This is a genomic window from Shewanella sp. NFH-SH190041, from assembly GCF_024363255.1.
Taxonomy (GTDB): domain Bacteria; phylum Pseudomonadota; class Gammaproteobacteria; order Enterobacterales; family Shewanellaceae; genus Shewanella.
In genome coordinates this window covers 343,148-361,354 of the sequence record NZ_AP026070.1, presented here as the reverse complement: position 1 = coordinate 361,354, position 18,207 = coordinate 343,148, and the positions used below count along the sequence as shown (strand labels likewise).

The 18,207-nt window shown below is 50.5% G+C and carries 13 protein-coding genes; 9 read left to right on the top strand and 4 right to left on the bottom strand.

Annotation, left to right across the window (positions count from 1 at the left end):
* Window positions 1-14: 14 nt before the first annotated feature.
* The 5 genes from NFHSH190041_RS01650 to NFHSH190041_RS01630 are packed head-to-tail and all read left to right on the top strand — an operon-like array spanning window position 15 to window position 7,569.
* Complete coding sequence (locus NFHSH190041_RS01650) at window positions 15-2,087, top strand: chemotaxis protein CheA (RefSeq protein WP_261923592.1); 2,073 nt, start codon at window positions 15-17, stop codon at window positions 2,085-2,087.
* A 10-nt stretch (window positions 2,088-2,097) separates the two neighbouring features.
* The gene (locus tag NFHSH190041_RS01645) at window positions 2,098-2,649 is read left to right on the top strand and encodes a chemotaxis protein CheW (RefSeq protein ID WP_261923591.1); all 552 of its coding nucleotides are present in this window, start codon (window positions 2,098-2,100) and stop codon (window positions 2,647-2,649) included.
* A gap of 20 nt (window positions 2,650-2,669) precedes the next feature.
* A complete protein-coding gene (locus tag NFHSH190041_RS01640) occupies window positions 2,670-5,681 on the top strand; it encodes a methyl-accepting chemotaxis protein (RefSeq protein ID WP_261923590.1) in 3,012 nt (1,003 codons plus the stop codon).
* Window positions 5,682-5,722: 41 nt separating this feature from the next.
* Complete coding sequence (locus NFHSH190041_RS01635; protein WP_261923589.1) at window positions 5,723-6,508, top strand: CheR family methyltransferase; 786 nt, start codon at window positions 5,723-5,725, stop codon at window positions 6,506-6,508.
* 26 nt (window positions 6,509-6,534) lie between these two features.
* On the top strand, window positions 6,535-7,569 hold the full coding sequence (locus tag NFHSH190041_RS01630; RefSeq protein WP_261923588.1) for a chemotaxis response regulator protein-glutamate methylesterase: 1,035 nt from the start codon (window positions 6,535-6,537) through the stop codon (window positions 7,567-7,569).
* 11 nt (window positions 7,570-7,580) lie between these two features.
* On the opposite strand, the gene NFHSH190041_RS01625 is transcribed toward NFHSH190041_RS01630, so the two are convergent.
* The gene (locus NFHSH190041_RS01625) at window positions 7,581-8,657 is read right to left on the bottom strand and encodes a polysaccharide deacetylase family protein (RefSeq protein WP_261923587.1); all 1,077 of its coding nucleotides are present in this window, start codon (window positions 8,655-8,657) and stop codon (window positions 7,581-7,583) included.
* A 17-nt stretch (window positions 8,658-8,674) separates the two neighbouring features.
* On the opposite strand from NFHSH190041_RS01625, the gene NFHSH190041_RS01620 reads away from it, so the two are divergent.
* A complete protein-coding gene (locus NFHSH190041_RS01620) occupies window positions 8,675-10,018 on the top strand; it encodes an MATE family efflux transporter (protein ID WP_261923586.1) in 1,344 nt (447 codons plus the stop codon).
* A 146-nt stretch (window positions 10,019-10,164) separates the two neighbouring features.
* On the opposite strand, the gene nfuA is transcribed toward NFHSH190041_RS01620, so the two are convergent.
* Window positions 10,165-10,743: a Fe-S biogenesis protein NfuA gene (gene nfuA, locus NFHSH190041_RS01615; RefSeq protein WP_261923585.1), complete on the bottom strand. Its 579-nt coding sequence runs from the start codon at window positions 10,741-10,743 to the stop codon at window positions 10,165-10,167.
* Window positions 10,744-10,962: 219 nt separating this feature from the next.
* Here nfuA and NFHSH190041_RS01610 point away from each other — a divergent pair, with 219 nt between their 5' ends.
* Window positions 10,963-13,557 carry a M14 family zinc carboxypeptidase gene (locus NFHSH190041_RS01610; RefSeq protein ID WP_261923584.1) on the top strand — a complete coding sequence of 865 codons (2,595 nt, stop codon included), beginning with the start codon at window positions 10,963-10,965 and terminating at the stop codon, window positions 13,555-13,557.
* A gap of 15 nt (window positions 13,558-13,572) precedes the next feature.
* Here the strand turns inward: NFHSH190041_RS01610 and NFHSH190041_RS01605 are convergent, their stop codons facing one another.
* Window positions 13,573-14,307, bottom strand: coding sequence for a ComF family protein (locus NFHSH190041_RS01605; RefSeq protein ID WP_261923583.1), 735 nt, complete (start codon window positions 14,305-14,307; stop codon window positions 13,573-13,575).
* Window positions 14,308-14,335: 28 nt separating this feature from the next.
* Between NFHSH190041_RS01605 and bioH the strand changes: the two genes are divergently transcribed.
* Both bioH and NFHSH190041_RS01595 read left to right on the top strand, forming a co-directional pair.
* Complete coding sequence (gene bioH / locus NFHSH190041_RS01600; RefSeq protein ID WP_261923582.1) at window positions 14,336-15,100, top strand: pimeloyl-ACP methyl ester esterase BioH; 765 nt, start codon at window positions 14,336-14,338, stop codon at window positions 15,098-15,100.
* 85 nt (window positions 15,101-15,185) lie between these two features.
* Complete coding sequence (locus NFHSH190041_RS01595) at window positions 15,186-16,025, top strand: hypothetical protein (RefSeq protein WP_261923581.1); 840 nt, start codon at window positions 15,186-15,188, stop codon at window positions 16,023-16,025.
* Between the two features lie 98 nt (window positions 16,026-16,123).
* Here NFHSH190041_RS01595 and NFHSH190041_RS01590 read toward each other — a convergent pair whose 3' ends face one another.
* A complete protein-coding gene (locus NFHSH190041_RS01590; RefSeq protein ID WP_261923580.1) occupies window positions 16,124-18,106 on the bottom strand; it encodes an LTA synthase family protein in 1,983 nt (660 codons plus the stop codon).
* Window positions 18,107-18,207 lie beyond the last annotated feature (101 nt).

The following is an 18,207-nucleotide window of genomic DNA, read 5'->3' as shown; positions in this document are numbered from 1 at the left end:
GAGCCGCTGCAAATATGGATATCGATCTCAGCCAATTCAGTCAGGTGTTTTTTGAAGAAAGCATCGAGGGATTGGCAGCCATGGAAACTGAGCTGCTAAACCTGAATGTTGATACCCCTGACGATGAAGCCATCAACACTATTTTCCGCTCCGCACACTCTATCAAGGGTGGCAGCGGCACATTTGGCTTTACCTCAGTCGCTAATTTCACTCACCTGCTAGAAACCCTACTGGATGAAATCCGCGATGGTCGGCGCAAAATGCTGCCTGAACATGTGGATATGCTATTACATTCGGTAGATGTCCTACGTGGTATGCTCGATGCGTTGATGGCTGAAACAGAATATAGCGATCCCAAACTGGCAGAACTTGAGCAGCAACTAACCGCCACCCTGGCAGGGGAAAATCCCCCCGCAACCATATCGACTGATGTCACCGCGACAACAAACAGCGCTATTTCATCAGCGCCATCTCTGGCTGAATCTGGCATGCAAGATTGGCAAATCATCTTTGCCGGTGGCGAAGATATTATGCGCTGTGGCAATGACCCTATGTTGATGTTTAATGAGCTACGGGATATCGGCGAGCTTCAAGTCACCCTGCTGACAAGTGAGCTCCCACAAGGAGACGCCTTTGATGCTGAAGCCTGTTATTTAAAATGGCAATTGCAATTAACCACGGCTCAACCACTGGCAAAAATCAAAGAAGCCTTTGAATGGGTCGAGGATGAATGTGATATCAGCTATACCCCAATCAACAGCGACCAAGACGAAAAAGAAACCTCATCTCAACCTGAGGCAATCGCTACAGTAGAACCTGTAGCTAATATCGCGCCACCAACAGAGACCACCGCTACAACAAAAGCGAAACCGACCAAGAATAAAAATACCGAAGGCGGCTCTATCCGAGTGAGTACAGATAAAATCGATACCCTGATCAATATGGTTGGGGAATTGGTCATCACCCAAGCCATGTTAGGCCAAATCGGCCAACAGGAAGAGATCACTCAGCAATCTATCTTAATGATGCAGCAAGGGTTGGAACAACTGGCTTCCCACACCCGTGATTTACAAGAAAGCGTTATGCAAATCCGCATGTTGCCTATCAGCTTTGCCTTTAACCGCTTCCCCCGTTTGGTTCGAGACACCAGTCAACAACTGGGAAAAAAAGTTGAATTAGTCCTGCGAGGAGAAGAAACCGAGCTAGACAAAACCGTGATGGAAAAAATTGTTGATCCCATGGTGCACCTCGTACGCAACTCATTGGATCACGGCTTAGAAAATCCTGCCGAACGACAAGCCAAAGGCAAGCCAGAGACTGGCACCATCACCCTGGAGGCCTACCATCAGGGGGGCAATATCGTTATTGAAATCATCGATGATGGTGCGGGACTCAACACCGCCAAAATTTTAGAAAAAGCCATCAGTAAAGGATTAGTCAGCCCGGATGAAGAGCTCAGTGACGATGCCATCCACCAACTTATCTTTAAACCCGGCTTTTCCACGGCTGATGCTGTATCCGATTTATCCGGCCGCGGGGTGGGCATGGATGTGGTGAAACGCAATATTCATGAGCTCAATGGCACCATAGAGCTGCAATCACGCCGGGATCAAGGCAGTCGTTTCACCATCAGACTGCCACTGACGCTGGCGATTTTAGACGGTCAATTGGTCCGGATCGGCGAGCATATCTATGTGGTTCCTTTAGTGTCTATCTATGAATCTTTGCAAGTCACAGAAGATCGCATTAACCGCTTCAATGATGAATACGAGCTGATCCGCCTGCGGGATGAGTATGTGCCGGTGGTAAAGGTTCATCGTGAATTTGGTCATCAAGCCCGGGCCTCTGACATTAAAGATGGACTAGTGATGGTGGTCGATAACAGCAATGAAAAAGTCGGCCTATTGGTAGATGAATTACTGGCCCAGCAACAAGTTGTGATTAAAAACTTGGAAGATAACTATACCCGAATCCCGGGTATCTCAGGCGCTACTATTCTCGGTAATGGAACCGTTGCACTAATTATCGATGTCGCCGGTTTAGTCTCACTGGCCGGGATCGGTCAGGGCACTGAAAATGCAGCATAAGGAAATGAACATGAATCCAGCGGCAACCACTGAGCCTGCCGGCACAGAAAATGACGGCCAGCAATACCTCAGCTTTATTATGGCCGATGAAGAATATGGCGTGGATATTCTCTCGGTGCAGGAAATTCGTGGCTGGGAGCCCACCACGGCTGTACCCAATGCACCATCCCATGTTAGAGGCGTGATTAATTTGCGCGGCACCATAGTGCCCATTATTGATCTACGGCAGAAATTCAATATTGCCACCTTGGAATATGGCCCCACCACAGTGGTCATTGTGGTCAAAGTCAGCCTTGAAGGTGGGCAGAAAATCATCGGCATCGTTGTCGATGCCGTTTCTGATGTATTCAGTATCAATCAGACCGAGATACGTTCAGCGCCAGACTTTGGCCAAGATGCCGATCTTAAGTTTATTCGCGGCCTGACGAATGTCGGAGACAAAATGGTGATCCTGTTGGACATCAATCTGCTGTTGGGAACAGAAGTACTGCCCGATGCCAGCAAACTGACACAGTTAACCGAACAACTTGAACTCAGTCAGCCCCAGGCTGCTACCGCATAAAAGGCATAGAGGAACTCAGAATGGATGCAAGCAACACCACGGCTGTCCCCACAGCAGGAGCCACGCCTGTCACCGCCACAGCTGTGATTGGTGCAGGATTATTTATCACCGCTCTTGGCCTGATATTAACCCTGTTGCAACAGGATACTGGCTGGGTGATATCCACCCAACTTATCGCCCTAATCCTATTTGGCTTTGCCGGATTCAGGGTGTCCCAACAACAAGGACAGATTAAACATGCCCTCAATGATATCAGCCGTGCCATTACCGGAGGTAGCGCGCTAATTTCCCGTCGCGTCCTACCGGGTTGGGCAGGTTTCTGCACCCAATTCAATCAGCACAGAGAGCAATTACAACTGCAACAAATTTCCAACCGCGCGCTGGATATCTGTCAAGCGAATGTCATGCTGGCCAGCCCGGACGGAGAAATCCTATATCTGAATGACTCTCTGCAACACACATTGGACAAAGCGGAAAGTGATATTCAGTCACAACTGCCAGATTTCAGTGCCCGTCGCCTAAAAGGCGCCCATATGGATATGTTCCATAAAAATCCTGCCCACCAACGCCAATTAATTGCCGGACTGCGTAGCGCCCACACCGCCAATATCAATGTTGGTGAGCGCACCTTTACCCTGATCGCCTCACCCGTTTTTGACGAAAAACATCAACGTATTGCCACCGTGATTGAGTGGGCCGATAAAACCGCAGAACTTGCCAAACAACATAAAGAACAGCAACAAGCGCAAGAAACGAGCCGCATTAAAAAAGCGTTAGATGTCTGTCAGGCTAATGTCATGATGGCAGATGCGGATCTTAATATTGTGTACCTTAATGACTCACTGCAAGAAATGCTGGAAGCGAATGAAAGTAAGCTAAAAGAAGGCATCAGCAGCTTCAGCACCAAGGGGCTGGTTGGTACTAATATCGACACTTTCCATGCAAACCCAGCGCATCAGCGCAATATGCTAGCCAATCTGACCGCCAGCTATGAAACTCAGATCAAAGTCTCCGGCCTTACCTTTAACCTGATTGCTACCCCGGTATTTGATAATGGCGAGCGTACCGGCACAGTAGTGGAATGGGCGGATATCACCAAAGAGCTCGCACAATCGGAAGAAAATCAACGCCTCAGCCGGGAAACCAACCGCATCAAACAAGCATTGGATGTGTGTCAGGCCAATGTGATGGTGGCAGATGCCGACTGTAATATCATCTATTTCAATGACTCACTGGAAGAAATGCTCAGTAAAAATGAGCACACACTGAAACAAAGCCTCAATCGGTTTGATATGAAAACCCTCTTGGGTACCAATATCGACGTGTTCCACAAGAATCCAGCCCACCAACGCAATATGCTGGAAAATCTCACGAGCAGCTACCGAACCCGGATCAATGTCTCCGGACTGACCTTTAATCTGATTGCCACACCGGTATTTGATAACGGCGTGCGCACTGGCACTGTGGTTGAATGGGCCGATATGACAGCCCAGCTGAAAAAAGAAGCTGAAGAGCAGCAGCTGGCGTCAGAAAATGCCCGTATCCGCCAAGCACTGGATAACGTATCGGCCAACACCATGCTGGCTGATGCTGACTGCAATATCATTTATCTCAATGATGCGGTGCAGAATATGTTCCGCGATGCTCAAAGTGATATTGTCAAAGATCTGCCTAAATTTGATAGTAGCCAACTGATTGGCAAAAATATTGATATTTTCCACAAAAATCCAGCACACCAGCGCAATCTGCTGGCAGGGTTAAGCAGTACCTTCACCAGCCAGCTGAAAGTGGGCGGACGCACCTTCCGCATTATCGCCAACCCGATTACTGACAATAGCGGTGAACGAATTGGTACCGTCGTTGAGTGGGCCGATCGCACCGTAGAAGTAGCAATTGAACATGAAATTGATGGCATTATTTCTGCGGCTAACGCCGGGGATCTGAGCCGCCGCATCGATACCGAAGGCAAGCAAGGCTTCTTCCTCAACCTATCCAATGGCCTGAACCAGCTGGTGAATATTGCCGATGATGTTATCTCCGATGTGGTGGATATGTTCGATGGTTTAGCCAAAGGCGATCTCACCCGTAAGATAAACGGCGATTATCAAGGTCAATTTGGCAAACTAAAAACCGATGCCAATGCGACTGTCAGCCGCTTAACCGATGTGCTTAACGGCATCCGAGAATCCGCTAGCACAGTGACCGCAGGAGCGGAAGAAATAGCCAAGGGCAATACCGACTTAAGCCAACGCACTGAAGAGCAGGCCGCCTCGCTGGAAGAAACGGCTTCCAGCATGGAAGAGATGACCACCACAGTAAAACAGAGCGCTGACAATGCCGGATTGGCTGACAAATTGGCTAAGGAAGCCAGTGATAAAGCCAACCATGGCGGCAAGGTAGTAAAGCAAGCAGTCAGTGCCATGGAAGCCATTGATGATTCCAGTAAACGCATTTCTGACATTATTGGCGTTATCGATGAAATCGCCTTCCAAACGAATCTGCTGGCACTGAATGCGGCGGTAGAGGCAGCAAGAGCCGGAGAGCAAGGCCGAGGTTTCGCCGTCGTGGCCGGAGAAGTCCGTAATCTCGCACAGCGCAGTGCAGGAGCCGCTAAAGAGATCAAGGATTTAATCCGCGACAGCGTCAACAAAGTCACCGACGGGACAGAGCTAGTCAATCAGTCCGGTGAAACACTGCAGGAGATTGTCTCCGCCGTTAGCCGGGTTGCTGAGATGATCAATCAGATCAGCGTGGCCTCTGAGCAGCAATCTTCTGGTATTCAGGAGGTTAATAAAGCGGTATCTCAAATGGATGAAATGACCCAGCAAAATGCAGCCCTAGTCGAAGAGGTATCTGCTGCTGGCGATGCCATGGCAGAGCAGGCTCGTAATATGCGTCGTCAGCTAGGCTTTTTCAAAATGGATGAAACAGCGCTAGCTGCGACACAAGATGCACAAGCGGCCCCTCTGGCCCTAGTGTCAGGCGAAACGGCCAGTGTCAAAATCAATCAAGAAGAATGGAATGAATTTTAGGAGTATTTCCATTGGAGCTCAGAGAAGAAAAGGAATTTCTGATGACAGAGGCGGACTTCCGGTTTATCCGGGAGCTCGCCTACCGGCAGACAGGGATTGTACTGCCGGATCGCAAACAGCATATGGTGTACTCCCGACTATGTCGGCGAGTACGGGCACTACAGTTAAATAATTTTCGCCAGTATTGTCAGTATCTGCTGGAGTATCCCGACGAGATCGGCCAGTTCACCAATGCACTGACAACAAATTTGACCTCATTTTTTCGTGAGTCCCACCACTTTGACTATCTGGAACAAGAATTAACCCCGACATGGCAGCAACGACGCCATAAACGGCTCAGGATCTGGTCATCAGCCTGCTCAACCGGAGAAGAGGCGTACAGTATCGCCATGACTTTAGCTCAGCCTTTTCAGGGGGCCGAATGGGATTTAAAAATACTGGCAACTGATTTGGATACCAATGTGCTGCAGCGGGCACAGCAGGGCATTTATCCCTTGGAGGTGATGGAGAGTATCCCCAGCCGCCATCGGGAAAAATACCTGCAACGCTCCGACACGCACCTGAAAATCAAACCCAAACTGCAGCAGTTGGTCCATTTCAAACACCTTAATCTACTTGGTGACTGGCCGATGCAGGGCCCTTTTGATGTGATTTTTTGCCGTAATGTACTGATCTACTTTGATAACCCAACCAAGCAGAAAATTATCAGCCGCTTCAGACAAATGCTCAGTGATGATGGGCTGCTGTTTATCGGTCACTCTGAAACCCTGCATCAAATATCCCAAGACTTTGAGCTGATCGGCCAGACCATATACCGGCCCGTATAATGCCGGTCACATAACAGGAAAGGAATATGATAAAAGTATTGGTGGTAGATGATTCAGCCCTAGTCCGACAGCTGTTGAGTCATATGCTGTCACAGGCACCTGATATTAAAGTGGTTGGTAGTGCCGAAGACCCTTATCAGGCTCGGGAAATGATAAAATCACTCAACCCGGATGTACTGACATTAGATGTGGAAATGCCCAAAATGGACGGTATTTCTTTCTTGCGCAATTTGATGAAACTGCGCCCTATGCCGGTCATTATGATTTCCACCCTGACAGAAAAAGGCGCAGCAGTGACACTGGAAGCCCTCAGTCTGGGAGCCATTGATTACATTGCGAAACCCAAATCCGATCTCAGTAATAAGTTACTGGCCTATCAAGACGATTTAATTGCTAAAATTCGCCTAGCCGCCCGCTGTAATGTGCGTCCGTCCAGCATCATTCCGCCTCAGCCTGCGGCCTCAACCACGGGCGAAAAACACAAGCTGAAAAGCCGCCTGATTGCGATAGGTGCAAGCACAGGAGGCACTGAAGCTATAGCGCAAATCATCGCCCAATTACCGGATAATTTTCCCCCCATCGTCATTGCCCAGCATATTCCCGCAGCTTTTAGCGCTTCCTTTGCCCGACGTCTGGATGGTAAGTCAGCAATGACGGTGCATGAAGCTAAGGGCAATGAACAACTCAAACCCGGCCATGTATATGTTGCACCTGGCGATAAGCACCTTACTGTCCGCCGGCAAGGTGCTCATCTCTACACCCGGCTGGAAGACACTGAGCCGGTTAATCGGCACAAGCCTTCAGTCGAAGTACTGTTTAATTCCATCGCTAAAGAAGCGGCTAAAACCACGATTGGGGTGATGCTGACCGGCATGGGAAAAGATGGCGCAGAAGCCATGTTAAATCTGAGAAATCAGGGTGCGCATACCTTAGTACAAGATGAAGCGACCTCTGTGGTCTGGGGAATGCCTGGCGCCGCCGTAGATGTCGGCGCCAGTCAGGAGCAACAACCGTTGGGCCGAATTGCCCCACGGCTGCTGCAACTGTTGAAAATTGATTAATCAACCAAGGATTATTCCCTTAACCACTGGCCGTTATCATTCGGCCGCAGCCAAGGCTGTGAGAACCAATAATACTGGCCACGGCTCTTACTTGGGGCGGTACAATTATATCGGGTTCGCCCCGATGGCAAATCGCGATCAGCCTGAATGCTAAACTCATTGGCCGACAACCAAGTTGGCTTTTTCGCCCCCTGCCCCTGAACAAAACACATTAACTGCTTCGGATTAATATCAGACATATCCAATGTCACCCGCAACTCAGGCCGCCAGTGGCCCTGGCTCAATTCTGGGTTACTGGTATTTTGCTTAAGCACTGGCATATTCAGGCTATGCATCTTCACTTTCAGGGTTTTTAGATCTGCATAAGGCCCAGCCACAGGGAAACGCGGCAAGGCTGTCAGATCAGAATACACCCCAGCGGCCCCAGACTGCTGACCAAAAGCAATAAAACCATGCTGTTTCAACATTGCTTGCAGTTGACTGTTGTACTCACCGTAAGGATACGCCAACATTTTCCAGTTCTGCCCAGTTTCATCACTGATGCGCTGCTCTGCTTTGAGAATATTGTTCTCGACTCTGGCCAACCACTGCTGCTCAGTTTCCCCAGCTAACCGGCGGTTAAGATGCTCATGGGCCCAACTGTGGTTAGCAATTTCCGCCCCCTGAGCCACTAACTCACGCAGCTGCGCCCAGCTCATCATATCGTGGTAATGTTTATCGATAGGCTCGACGGCAACAAACAGGGTGTAGGGAAAGCCATACTCTTTTAAAATAGGGCTGGCTGCGCGACCAATACTGCGATAACCATCATCAAAAGTGATAGCAACGGTTTTGGCTGGCAGCGCTCGCTGCTCCTCTATCGCCTTAACCACTTCAGACAAAGGCACCACATTGAAATGGTTATCGGCCAGATATGCCATCTGCTCCCGAAACTGCGCCGGTGTCACACTAGTCACAGCCGGGGTTTTATCAGATACATGATGATACTGCAGAATCACTGCGCCATTAGTGGGTAGCTTAGCGGGGGCATTAGCCGCCCAGACGCTGAACACAGGCAAAGCCATGAGCGCCAACAACACTCTTAACATATAAACCTCAGAAAAAGATGACCAGAACAGCCTTAATATTTGACGCCCAGAAAAACCGCCATTTGCTGGCGCTGGCACTGCCAATGATTTTATCCAATGTGACTGTGCCCTTGCTGGGCTTGGTCGATACAGCCGTGATCGGCCATTTAAGCGACCCGTATTATTTAGGCGGAGTTGCGGTCGGGTCAACGATTATCACTTTAATATTCTGGCTGTTAGGCTTTTTGCGTATGGCAACCACCGGCTTGGTCGCCCAAGCATGGGGCAGCGGAGACGATCAGCGTCAATTTCAATTACTGCTGCAAGGTGCCAGCCTAACCCTGATGTTAAGCGCAATAATATTGCTATTGCAGCAGCCAATTCTGAATCTAGCCCTGTCAATGACCGACGCCAGCGGCGATATTATGCGTTACTGCCGCGAGTATTTTGCCGTGCGGATTTGGGCCACGCCTTTTGCCCTGATGAATCTTGTACTGCTGGGATATCTGCTCGGCCGGCATCAGCCCAAAGCAGCCATGTGGCAGCTAATCGCCGCCAACAGTGTCAATATCTTACTGGATTTGCTGTTTGTTATTTATCTTGGTTGGGGAGTAAAAGGCGCCGCGTTAGCCTCAGTCTGCGCGGAGATCACCGCCATGACTGTGGCACTTATCATGGTCAAACGCCAGTTACAGCTACAAGGTAACTTTCAGCTATGGCATCAATTACAGCAACTCACTGTGGCCGGCTATCAGCAATTGCTGCGGCTAAACAGTGATATTTTTCTGCGTAGCCTTTGTTTGCAGGCTGCGTTTGCCTTTATGACGTTTCATGGCGCGGCACTGGGAGATATCACAGTCGCCGCCAATGCCGTACTGCTCAATCTTTTGCTGCTCATTTCCTACGCGCTGGATGGCATCGCCTATTATGCTGAAGCCGAAACAGGGCGGAGTTGGGGACAAAATAACCGTCACGCCTTGCGCGATGCGGTAGCATTGGCATTTCAGTGGTCAGCCATCACTGCCCTGCTGTTTATGCTGGTGTTTGCTCTGTTTGGTAATGGCATTATCAGTTTACTGACAGATATTGCCAGCGTACGGGACACCGCGGAGCAATACCTGCCTTGGCTTATCGCCATGCCGCTACTGGCTTTTGGCTCCTACCTATTTGATGGCGTGTATATTGGCACCGCTCAGGGACGAATTATGCGCAACAGTATGATGTTCTGTACTTTTGTGATTTTCTTTCCGACTTGGTGGCTACTGCGTGAACAAGGTAACACAGCACTATGGGCTGCTATGGCCGCCTTTATGCTGGCTCGCAGCCTGACTTTAGGGCTGCATTACCGCTTTCGCCTTAGCCGCGCCTTACAAGAGAGATAGTGAAAAGATGTCTACCACGAGATATTCACGGCGCTAGGGCGCTGTAGACCTTTCAAGTTTTTTGTCGCGATTCGCTATCGCAATAGGTAAAAAAATCCCCTATACACTGATAGGGGATTGCAGTAAAAACACTAGCGGATAACGGCTTACTGGTAAGAGTGATCGCCTGGCTGGTGATCAGTAATATCACGCACCCCTTTCAGCTCACCACCAAAACGCTCCAGCATCTGGGTTTCAATACCATCTTTCAGGGTCACATCCACCATGGAGCAACCGTTACAGCCGCCACCAAATTGCAGTACGGCAATGGCATCATCGGTAATTTCCACCAGCATAATATGACCGCCGTGTGCAGCCAGCTGAGGGTTGATTTCAGACTGGATCATATACTCCACACGATCACGCAATGGTGCATCATCATCCACTTTGCGCATCTTGGCATTTGGCGCCTTCAGTGTTAACTGGGAACCCAGCTGATCGGTGACAAAATCAATATTGGCATCTTCTAGGAAAGGCGCGCTTTTCTCATCAACCATGGCATTAAAGCCATTGAATTCCAGTTCAATATCATCATCTTCCACCGCATCAGGTGGACAATAAGACACCCCACACTCGGCCTGAGGCGTGCCGGGGCTGATAACAAACACACGAATATTGGTGCCTTCAGGCTGATCCGCCAGCAATTTAACGAAATGGGCCTGAGCTGCATCGGAAATGGTAATCATGACAACCTGCTCCGTCAGGGTAAACCTGAGTGTTTTGGTAAGAATTGACCGTATCATACTCCGGCACACCTTCTGTGTGTAGTCCCAAAAACAAGCTTCTGACCTTTTTTTAACCTTTGCCAACAAAGTTAAAATATTGATTTATTTTTAACAATTTAATGACTTTTACTTCTGTGGCCTGCTAATTTACAGAAAAAACAATCGTAACTGGGATTTTCCATGCTGATGTTTTCACTGTTGAAATGGCGCCTGTTTCTGCCCCTGCTGACGCTATGCTATCTGTTACCCGCCAAGGCACAAGACTGGTATCCACCAACAGCACTCACACAACAAGTCATCCCCACCCCAGCCGATTTTCTCGGTTACCCACTGGGCTTTTGGCATTTGCGGCACGGGCAAATTAACGGCTATCTGCAGCAATTAGCAAACCTGAGCCCCAGAGTCACGTTGGAACAAACCGGGCTGAGCCACCAAGCTCGTCGCCAACTAACTGCGGTCATCACCTCCGAGGTAAACCAGCAGCGCCTGCCCGATATTCTGGCCGAACGAGCCAAAATCAAGCAGGGCAAATCTATCACCGGCCCGTTAATCATCTGGCTGGCTTATTCCATTCATGGTGATGAGGCCAGCGGTGCCCATGCCGCCACCGCATTAAGCTATTACCTAAGCGCTAGTAACGAGCCTTGGGTAAAATCCCTGCTGCAACAAGCAGTAATCCTTATTACGCCAACGCAAAACCCCGATGGGTTGGATCGTTTTGCCAATTGGGTTAATAACCACAGGGGCACAGTGCCATCAGCAGATCCTGCCAGCCGAGAACATTTGCAAGGCTGGCCAAGGGGGCGATTTAACCATTATCTGGCAGATCTGAATCGTGATTGGCTGTTTCTAATTCATCCCGAGAGCCGTGGGCGAGTCGCCCTATTTCATCGCTGGCAACCCCATTATGTTGGTGACTTTCATGAAATGGGCCGTCACAGCAGTTACTTCTTCCAACCCGGTGTGCCCAGTCGCACCCATCCACTGACCCCACCGCATAATCAGCAACTGACCGATAAATTGGCAAATTTTCACCGTGAGGCTCTAGATAATCGGCATCAGCCTTATTTCAGCCGTCAAGCATTTGATGATTTCTTTTACGGCAAAGGCTCAACCTACCCGGACATCAATGGTGCCATCGGCGTGCTGTTTGAACAGGCCAGCGCCAGAGGTCAACAACAGGAATCTCGCCATGGTCTGGTCACCTTAGCTGAAGGGATAAACAATCAATTTGCCACTTCACTGTCCAGTCTGAGAGGAGCCATCGCGCTAAAAGACGAGTTAATAGCCTATCAGCAGCAATTCTTTCGCCATAAACAGGCTGAAGCTGGGCGACGTATCAATGGTTTTTTGCTAAGCGCCCCCCATGACCCCGCCAGACGGGACAGTTTTGCCCAGCTGCTGCGTCAACATCAAATCCAGTTTTATTACCTCAATCAGCCCCGTGAAGAAGCCGGTTACCAATTTACTCCAACCGATAGCCTGTTTATCCCCACAAACCAACCACAACAGGCACTGCTACAGGCCATGTTTGATAAAAGGCAGACATTTACCGATGCCACCTTTTACGACATCTCAAGCTTTGATTTACAGGCCGCCTACGGGCTGCAGAAAACCCCGCAACTGCGCCTCAAAACTTCACAACTCAGCCAAACGCCACTATCCAGCAATAAACCTGAGGTATCCAGCCGCGCTGCCACCGAGGTAGACAGTGACCAAGCCCTGCCGGTAGTCTATCTGTTTGACTGGCGTAACAGCCATGCTCCAGTACTGCTAGAGCAGCTACTCCAGGTCGGGTTAACGGTCAACTTCACCACCCAGCCACTCAGCCTCAGGGGTGAAACCCAATCGACTAACGACCCTAGCTCACAACACTGGCCGGCAGGCAGCCTGATTGTCGCGCTAAAACAGTCAGGCATGTCATTATTCCAAGCTCAACAACAAATACTGCAACTGGCACAACAGCATCAGCTTATCGCCACCCCGGGGTTTAGCTTTGCCAGCCTGACAGGACTGGATTTAGGCAGTCGTGATATCGTCCCGGTGCGGCCGGTTACCCCATTACTCCTGGCGGGCAAAGGTATCCATAGCAGCTCCGCTGGGCAGTTATGGCACTTTCTCGACAAACAGCTCGGCATTGCGACACCACTACTCGAGCCATCCCGACTCAATAATCTTGATTTGCGCCGTTATAGCCATTTATTACTTGCCGATGGCCATTATCCAGCATTAACAGATAAAGCTGCTGACAACATTCGCCGCTTCCTCCACCGGGGCGGGACGGTTATCGCCCAACAACGGGCACTACGCTGGCTTAGCCGTCACAATTTGTTGCAGCAGCCATTAATCAGTCAATCCACCTTCCAAGCTCTGTTTGCTACCGATAATTTGACCTTTGTAGACCAAGCCACCCTCGCTGCCAAACGGGCCATTGGTGGTGTGATCCTCAATTTGGATACAGACCCAAGTCATCCCCTCAATTTCGGTCTGACCGCCCCAATACCCACGGTGATGAAAAATCGGCAAATTGGTTTTACCCCGGCCAAACAGCCTTTTATTACATCCGCCAATTACGCTGATCCATTGGTATCCAGTGGTTATCTGGCAGATGAATATCAGCAGCAGCTGACTGGCAGCCCGGCCATGCTAGTTGAACGTCATGGCAAAGGGCAAATTGTCGCTTTGGCTGATAACCTTCTATTTCGCAATACCTGGCGCGGCAGTGAAAAAATTATTGCCAATGCCCTCTATTTTATCCCGACCGCAATGCGCTAATGATGGCGGTAATCGTTAGCCCGGCGCTTCGGCCCGGGCGAGACACCAAACCTGCACCTGAACCCCATATGGCTGCAATAATGCTGCTATCTCTTTAACCGTGGTGCCGGTTGTCACGACATCGTCCACCAGGGCGACCCGTTGCCAAGGCACAGCGCCAGTAAGGCAAAATGCCTGATGTAAATTACGCCGCCGAGCTTTACCATCAAGCCCGGCCTGGGGCTGCGTGGCCCGACAGCGTTGGAGTAAGGTCGTATCCAACGGAATCGCCAACCGGATCGATAACAGCTCTGCAATCAAATAAGCCTGATTAAAGCCCCGCTGTTTAAGTCTGTCGGGATGGAGTGGTACCGGCAACAACACTTGGGGACGACTAATCAGCCCAACCTCAGTTAACATTTCAATGCGCTGTACCAGCGCACCGGTTATTGGCCTTAAACCCGCTAACTGACGCTGATATTTTATCGCCGCCACCCAGTGCCCTAACCCTTGGTGATAACTACCTGGCGCCACAACCGTAAGCGGCGCCATCGGCATGCAACGGCCACAATAGCGCAGCAATTGCGCCATCTCCCGGCCGCAACCAAGACAGACAGGCGTGCGGTAGCTACAGCCCTGCAAACAAGCAGGACAAATCCCTTGCTCATCACCCGCAATATGCTGATGGCACAGCAAACAGCGGTTGGGTAAACTAAGCGCCATCCATTGCTGCAACTGGCGCAACAGATGAGCCGGAGTCAAAGGCAGCATGATTTCACACTCACGGGGTAGTAAATAGGTGACGACACTGCACACAGAGGTTCACGGGCAAGGACAGGATCTAGTGATGATCCATGGCTGGGGCGTTAATAGTGCCGCATTTTCTCCCCTGTATGAGCTACTGACTGAGTATAGAGTGCACTATGTGGATCTGCCCGGCTTTGGGCTAAGCCAACCCGAGGGAAACACACTGGACGACTGGGTTGATCTCCTGATGCAGCAAATGCCCGACCGAGCAATATGGGCCGGCTGGTCCTTAGGCGGACTGGTCGCAACCCAGGCGGCACTGCGTTACCCCGAGCGGGTCAGCGCACTGATTACCATCGCCTCATCGCCCTGTTTTATGCAACAAGACAGCTGGCCGGGAATTGCCCCTAAAGTCCTGGCTCAGTTCAGCGAGCAGCTTTGTCAGGATCCGGCTAAAACCATCGAACGCTTTTTAGCAATTCAGGCCATGGGCAGCGCTACCGCCAAAGAAGATATCCGCCAAATTCGCACCCAAGTTCTCGCCCGGCCACTACCCGATAATCAAGCGCTGGCACTGGGATTAATGATGCTGCAACAGGTGGACTTGCGCAGTCAGCTCCACGCGATTACTCAGCCTTGGCTCAGATGCTGGGGCCGACTTGATGCCTTAGTGCCTAACCGGGTGATCAGTCAAATGCCAGCATTACCGAACAGTAAAGACTGGACACTGGCAAAAGCCTCCCACGCTCCCTTTATCTCCCACACACAAGAGTTTGCTACCGGGCTGAAAAGTTGGCTGGCAAACCTGCTCGGTTAGCCGCCGGAAAACCTCACTATAACCGACTAAACTGGAGTTATCAGTCAGGGCAAATCGCTATGACCATCACACCGCAGGAGGGCAAATGATGCAGCCGGTATCCAACTATGCCCACCTGCCGGTCAGCCCAACGAATCCGGCAACAGACAGCATGCGGCGCGACAATATGCAGCGCCCACAACTGCCACCGCCCTTAGCGCTATCGCCGCAGCATTTTCTACGCCCGGGGCAAACCGGCCAGCCTATAGCGCTAAGCCGTAAAGATATTCGTATTCGCCAACCCAGTGGCAATAAAGATAATGCCGAGGCATCAACAGTAATATCACCGCGATTATCAGGGCTATCATTTACCCCTTTGATGCCATCAGCCCACTCTCAACCCGGCACTGCGACGTCAACACAACTCGGCCAAATGCCGCTAAGCCAAACGCCATTTCAGCGCGTTATTCCCGCCGCAATCCAACCCAGCGAAGTCACATCAGAAGTAAATAAAACCCCAGCCACAAAGGGCAAAAATAAGTCAGACAATCAGAGGCAACGCCACGCTAAAACTCAAGCAGAATTACCACAGCTTACCCAGCAAAACATAACGCTACAGCAGACAAAGCAGCATCAGAAACAATATCAAGCGCAGCCTTGGCAGCAGACTTGGCGACAGGCCCAACCGCTCGTATTTTCCCCCCAAGCAATCGTGCCACCAGCCGAGCCATTAATCACATCTTCTCGACCCAAAGATCATCTAGCATTGGGCTCAAAGCCAGCAGACATACCAACTCTAACGTCCCAAGTATCACAGCCCAAAGAGCATTTGAGCGGGCAAGAGCGGCAAAACGCCTATTTTCAACAGGTGCGACACACCATCAACCACACCTATCACAGAGCCTTTCAGCCCAAGCCTCCAGCAATGCGGCATATCCTGCTATAACCCAAACGCGCTCATCGTTAATAGGCCTATTGCTGCTGCGCACTGAATCAGCTCAGAACACGCGTGTTAAAAATGGCGGCCAACGTCATCCGGCACAATCAGTGATATAGCCCCTGCTGATACGCCATACTGCCCCACAATGCCACCCCTTGAGCTGTTTGCTTAAGCTCGCGGGACTGCTCACTGGGTTCAAGCCGACCAGCGTCATTCAGCACAAATCCTGTTGGCGCTTTTTCTGGCTGTAACACCACGACATCCCGGCCGCGCATATAGGCAAAATTTTTGTCGTACTGCATCATGGCCCGCCCCGGCCAGGAATCCGGCACCGAAGACAGATCCCGCCCAATCATAGGATGCTCGGCCGCCACACCAATTAAAGACAGTAAAGTTGGCGCCAAATCAATTTGGCTTACCAAGCGAGGATCTCGCCAAGGGGCAATATCTTTGCCAAGAATTAACCCGGGGATGCGAAAACGGGAAATGGGCACTAAATCCGCCCCACCAACTCGGCTGTCATGATCCGCCACCACTAAAAATACTGTGTCATCCCAATAATCTGCCTGTTGGGCTAAACGAAAAAACTCCCCCACCGCATAATCAGCATATTTGGCAGCATTATTTCGGGTCTGCTTGGGCTGCTCATACAATTCGATTCGGCCATCGGGAAACTCAAAGGGATCGTGATTACTGGAGCTAAATACCAAACTAAAAAACGGCTGTTCCTGCTGGTTAAGCACCTCAAACTCCTTATGGGCACGGCGCATCAGATCTTCATCTGACACCCCCCATGAGCCATGAAATACAGGATTTTCATAATCCTGCTCCTCAATAATGTGCTGAAAACCATTACCGAGGAAAAAGCTGCGCAGATTGTCAAAATGGCTCTCACCACCATAAATAAACTGGGTGTAATACCCCTGCCTCGCGAGCAAATCCGCAATGGTAAAAAAACCACTCTGACTCTTCCCCAACTTCACCACAGAGCGCGCAGGCGTGGGGGTAAAACCGGTAATAATCGCTTCAATCCCGCGAACAGAGCGGGTTCCTGTGGCATAGAGCTGATCAAAGTACCAACCTTGGGTTGATAATCGATCTATATTCGGTGTCAGCGGCAATCCCCCTAAGCTGCCAACAAAACGGGTGCCTAAACTTTCTTGCAGAATAATCACCAAATTTTTCGGCTTGCCCTGGTAACTGGCAGGGTTAAATGACCGGGTCGGCTGCTCGGAGGAGGTAAACGTCTCCCGGCCGCTTTCCCGCCGCACAACCTCAATAATGTCTGCTTCATCCATATGGCCATAAATTCGGCCGGCATCGGCTTCTCCCCCCATTTGTTTAATGGCAAACACTAAGGAATAGGCTGAATTAACGGTTAGAGAATTGACTAAGGGATCGGTTGAAAATGCCACCATCGCTGGATTTAGCGGTCTGTGCCCCAAGGTGGAACGAGCGCCAATCAGAGTCAGGGCAATAATCAGCAAAGCCAATAGCAATCGCAACAACCAACCCGGTTCAGCAGGGCGACTTTGAGTATAAGCGGCAGCATAAGTGCTGCCATCGGTATCGATTGGCAACAATCTCGCCGCCAGTCGCCAGCCCAACCACAGCGTTATCAATCCTAATAGCAGCGCCAAAATAATTTCATGGGGGCGACCATTCCACAACATGGCGATCACCTCTTTGGGATAAATCAGATATTCCACATAGAGGCGATTAGGGCGAAAACCAAACTCTTCAATAAATGATGGCGTAGTCACCTCTAACATCACCAGCAGCCACAGCCCAGCGATTAAATACCCACGCAACACAATCCGCCAAACACGCCCCAACCAATGGTGACCGGCGAATAGCACTGTTCCCAACGCTGCAATCCCCCACAACCAGCACAGTGTGGCAATATCAATCCGTAACCCCTGTAGCAGTAGGTGACTCCAATTATCCGCTGCCTGCACCCGTTCAAACTGCCATATTGCTAGCCCTGTACGGCTAAGCAACAACACAATCAACGCGATAACGCCAAACCATAAAATTGCCCGCAGCCCGGTACTGACCTCGGTGTTTGGCCGTGATGCCACTGTCATATTCCCTCCTGAGTATCGTGCCACCCCATACGCTACGGCATCATCCAGCCACAACAGATGACATATCGACTGCCGGGCAAGTCTTATCGTCGCCCGCATCA

What these genes read in the sequence shown, in the direction of transcription:
- NFHSH190041_RS01605 (WP_261923583.1), bottom strand. Translation starts at nt 14,307, where the DNA reads ATGCTGCCTTTGACTCCGGCTCATCTGTTGCGCCAGTTGCAGCAATGG.
- NFHSH190041_RS01625 (WP_261923587.1), bottom strand. Translation starts at nt 8,657, where the DNA reads ATGTTAAGAGTGTTGTTGGCGCTCATGGCTTTGCCTGTGTTCAGCGTC.
- NFHSH190041_RS01650 (WP_261923592.1), top strand. Translation starts at nt 15, where the DNA reads ATGGATATCGATCTCAGCCAATTCAGTCAGGTGTTTTTTGAAGAAAGC.
- NFHSH190041_RS01640 (WP_261923590.1), top strand. Translation starts at nt 2,670, where the DNA reads ATGGATGCAAGCAACACCACGGCTGTCCCCACAGCAGGAGCCACGCCT.
- NFHSH190041_RS01630 (WP_261923588.1), top strand. Translation starts at nt 6,535, where the DNA reads ATGATAAAAGTATTGGTGGTAGATGATTCAGCCCTAGTCCGACAGCTG.
- NFHSH190041_RS01635 (WP_261923589.1), top strand. Translation starts at nt 5,723, where the DNA reads ATGACAGAGGCGGACTTCCGGTTTATCCGGGAGCTCGCCTACCGGCAG.
- NFHSH190041_RS01595 (WP_261923581.1), top strand. Translation starts at nt 15,186, where the DNA reads ATGATGCAGCCGGTATCCAACTATGCCCACCTGCCGGTCAGCCCAACG.
- NFHSH190041_RS01645 (WP_261923591.1), top strand. Translation starts at nt 2,098, where the DNA reads ATGAATCCAGCGGCAACCACTGAGCCTGCCGGCACAGAAAATGACGGC.
- NFHSH190041_RS01590 (WP_261923580.1), bottom strand. Translation starts at nt 18,106, where the DNA reads ATGACAGTGGCATCACGGCCAAACACCGAGGTCAGTACCGGGCTGCGG.
- NFHSH190041_RS01620 (WP_261923586.1), top strand. Translation starts at nt 8,675, where the DNA reads ATGACCAGAACAGCCTTAATATTTGACGCCCAGAAAAACCGCCATTTG.
- nfuA (WP_261923585.1), bottom strand. Translation starts at nt 10,743, where the DNA reads ATGATTACCATTTCCGATGCAGCTCAGGCCCATTTCGTTAAATTGCTG.
- NFHSH190041_RS01610 (WP_261923584.1), top strand. Translation starts at nt 10,963, where the DNA reads ATGCTGATGTTTTCACTGTTGAAATGGCGCCTGTTTCTGCCCCTGCTG.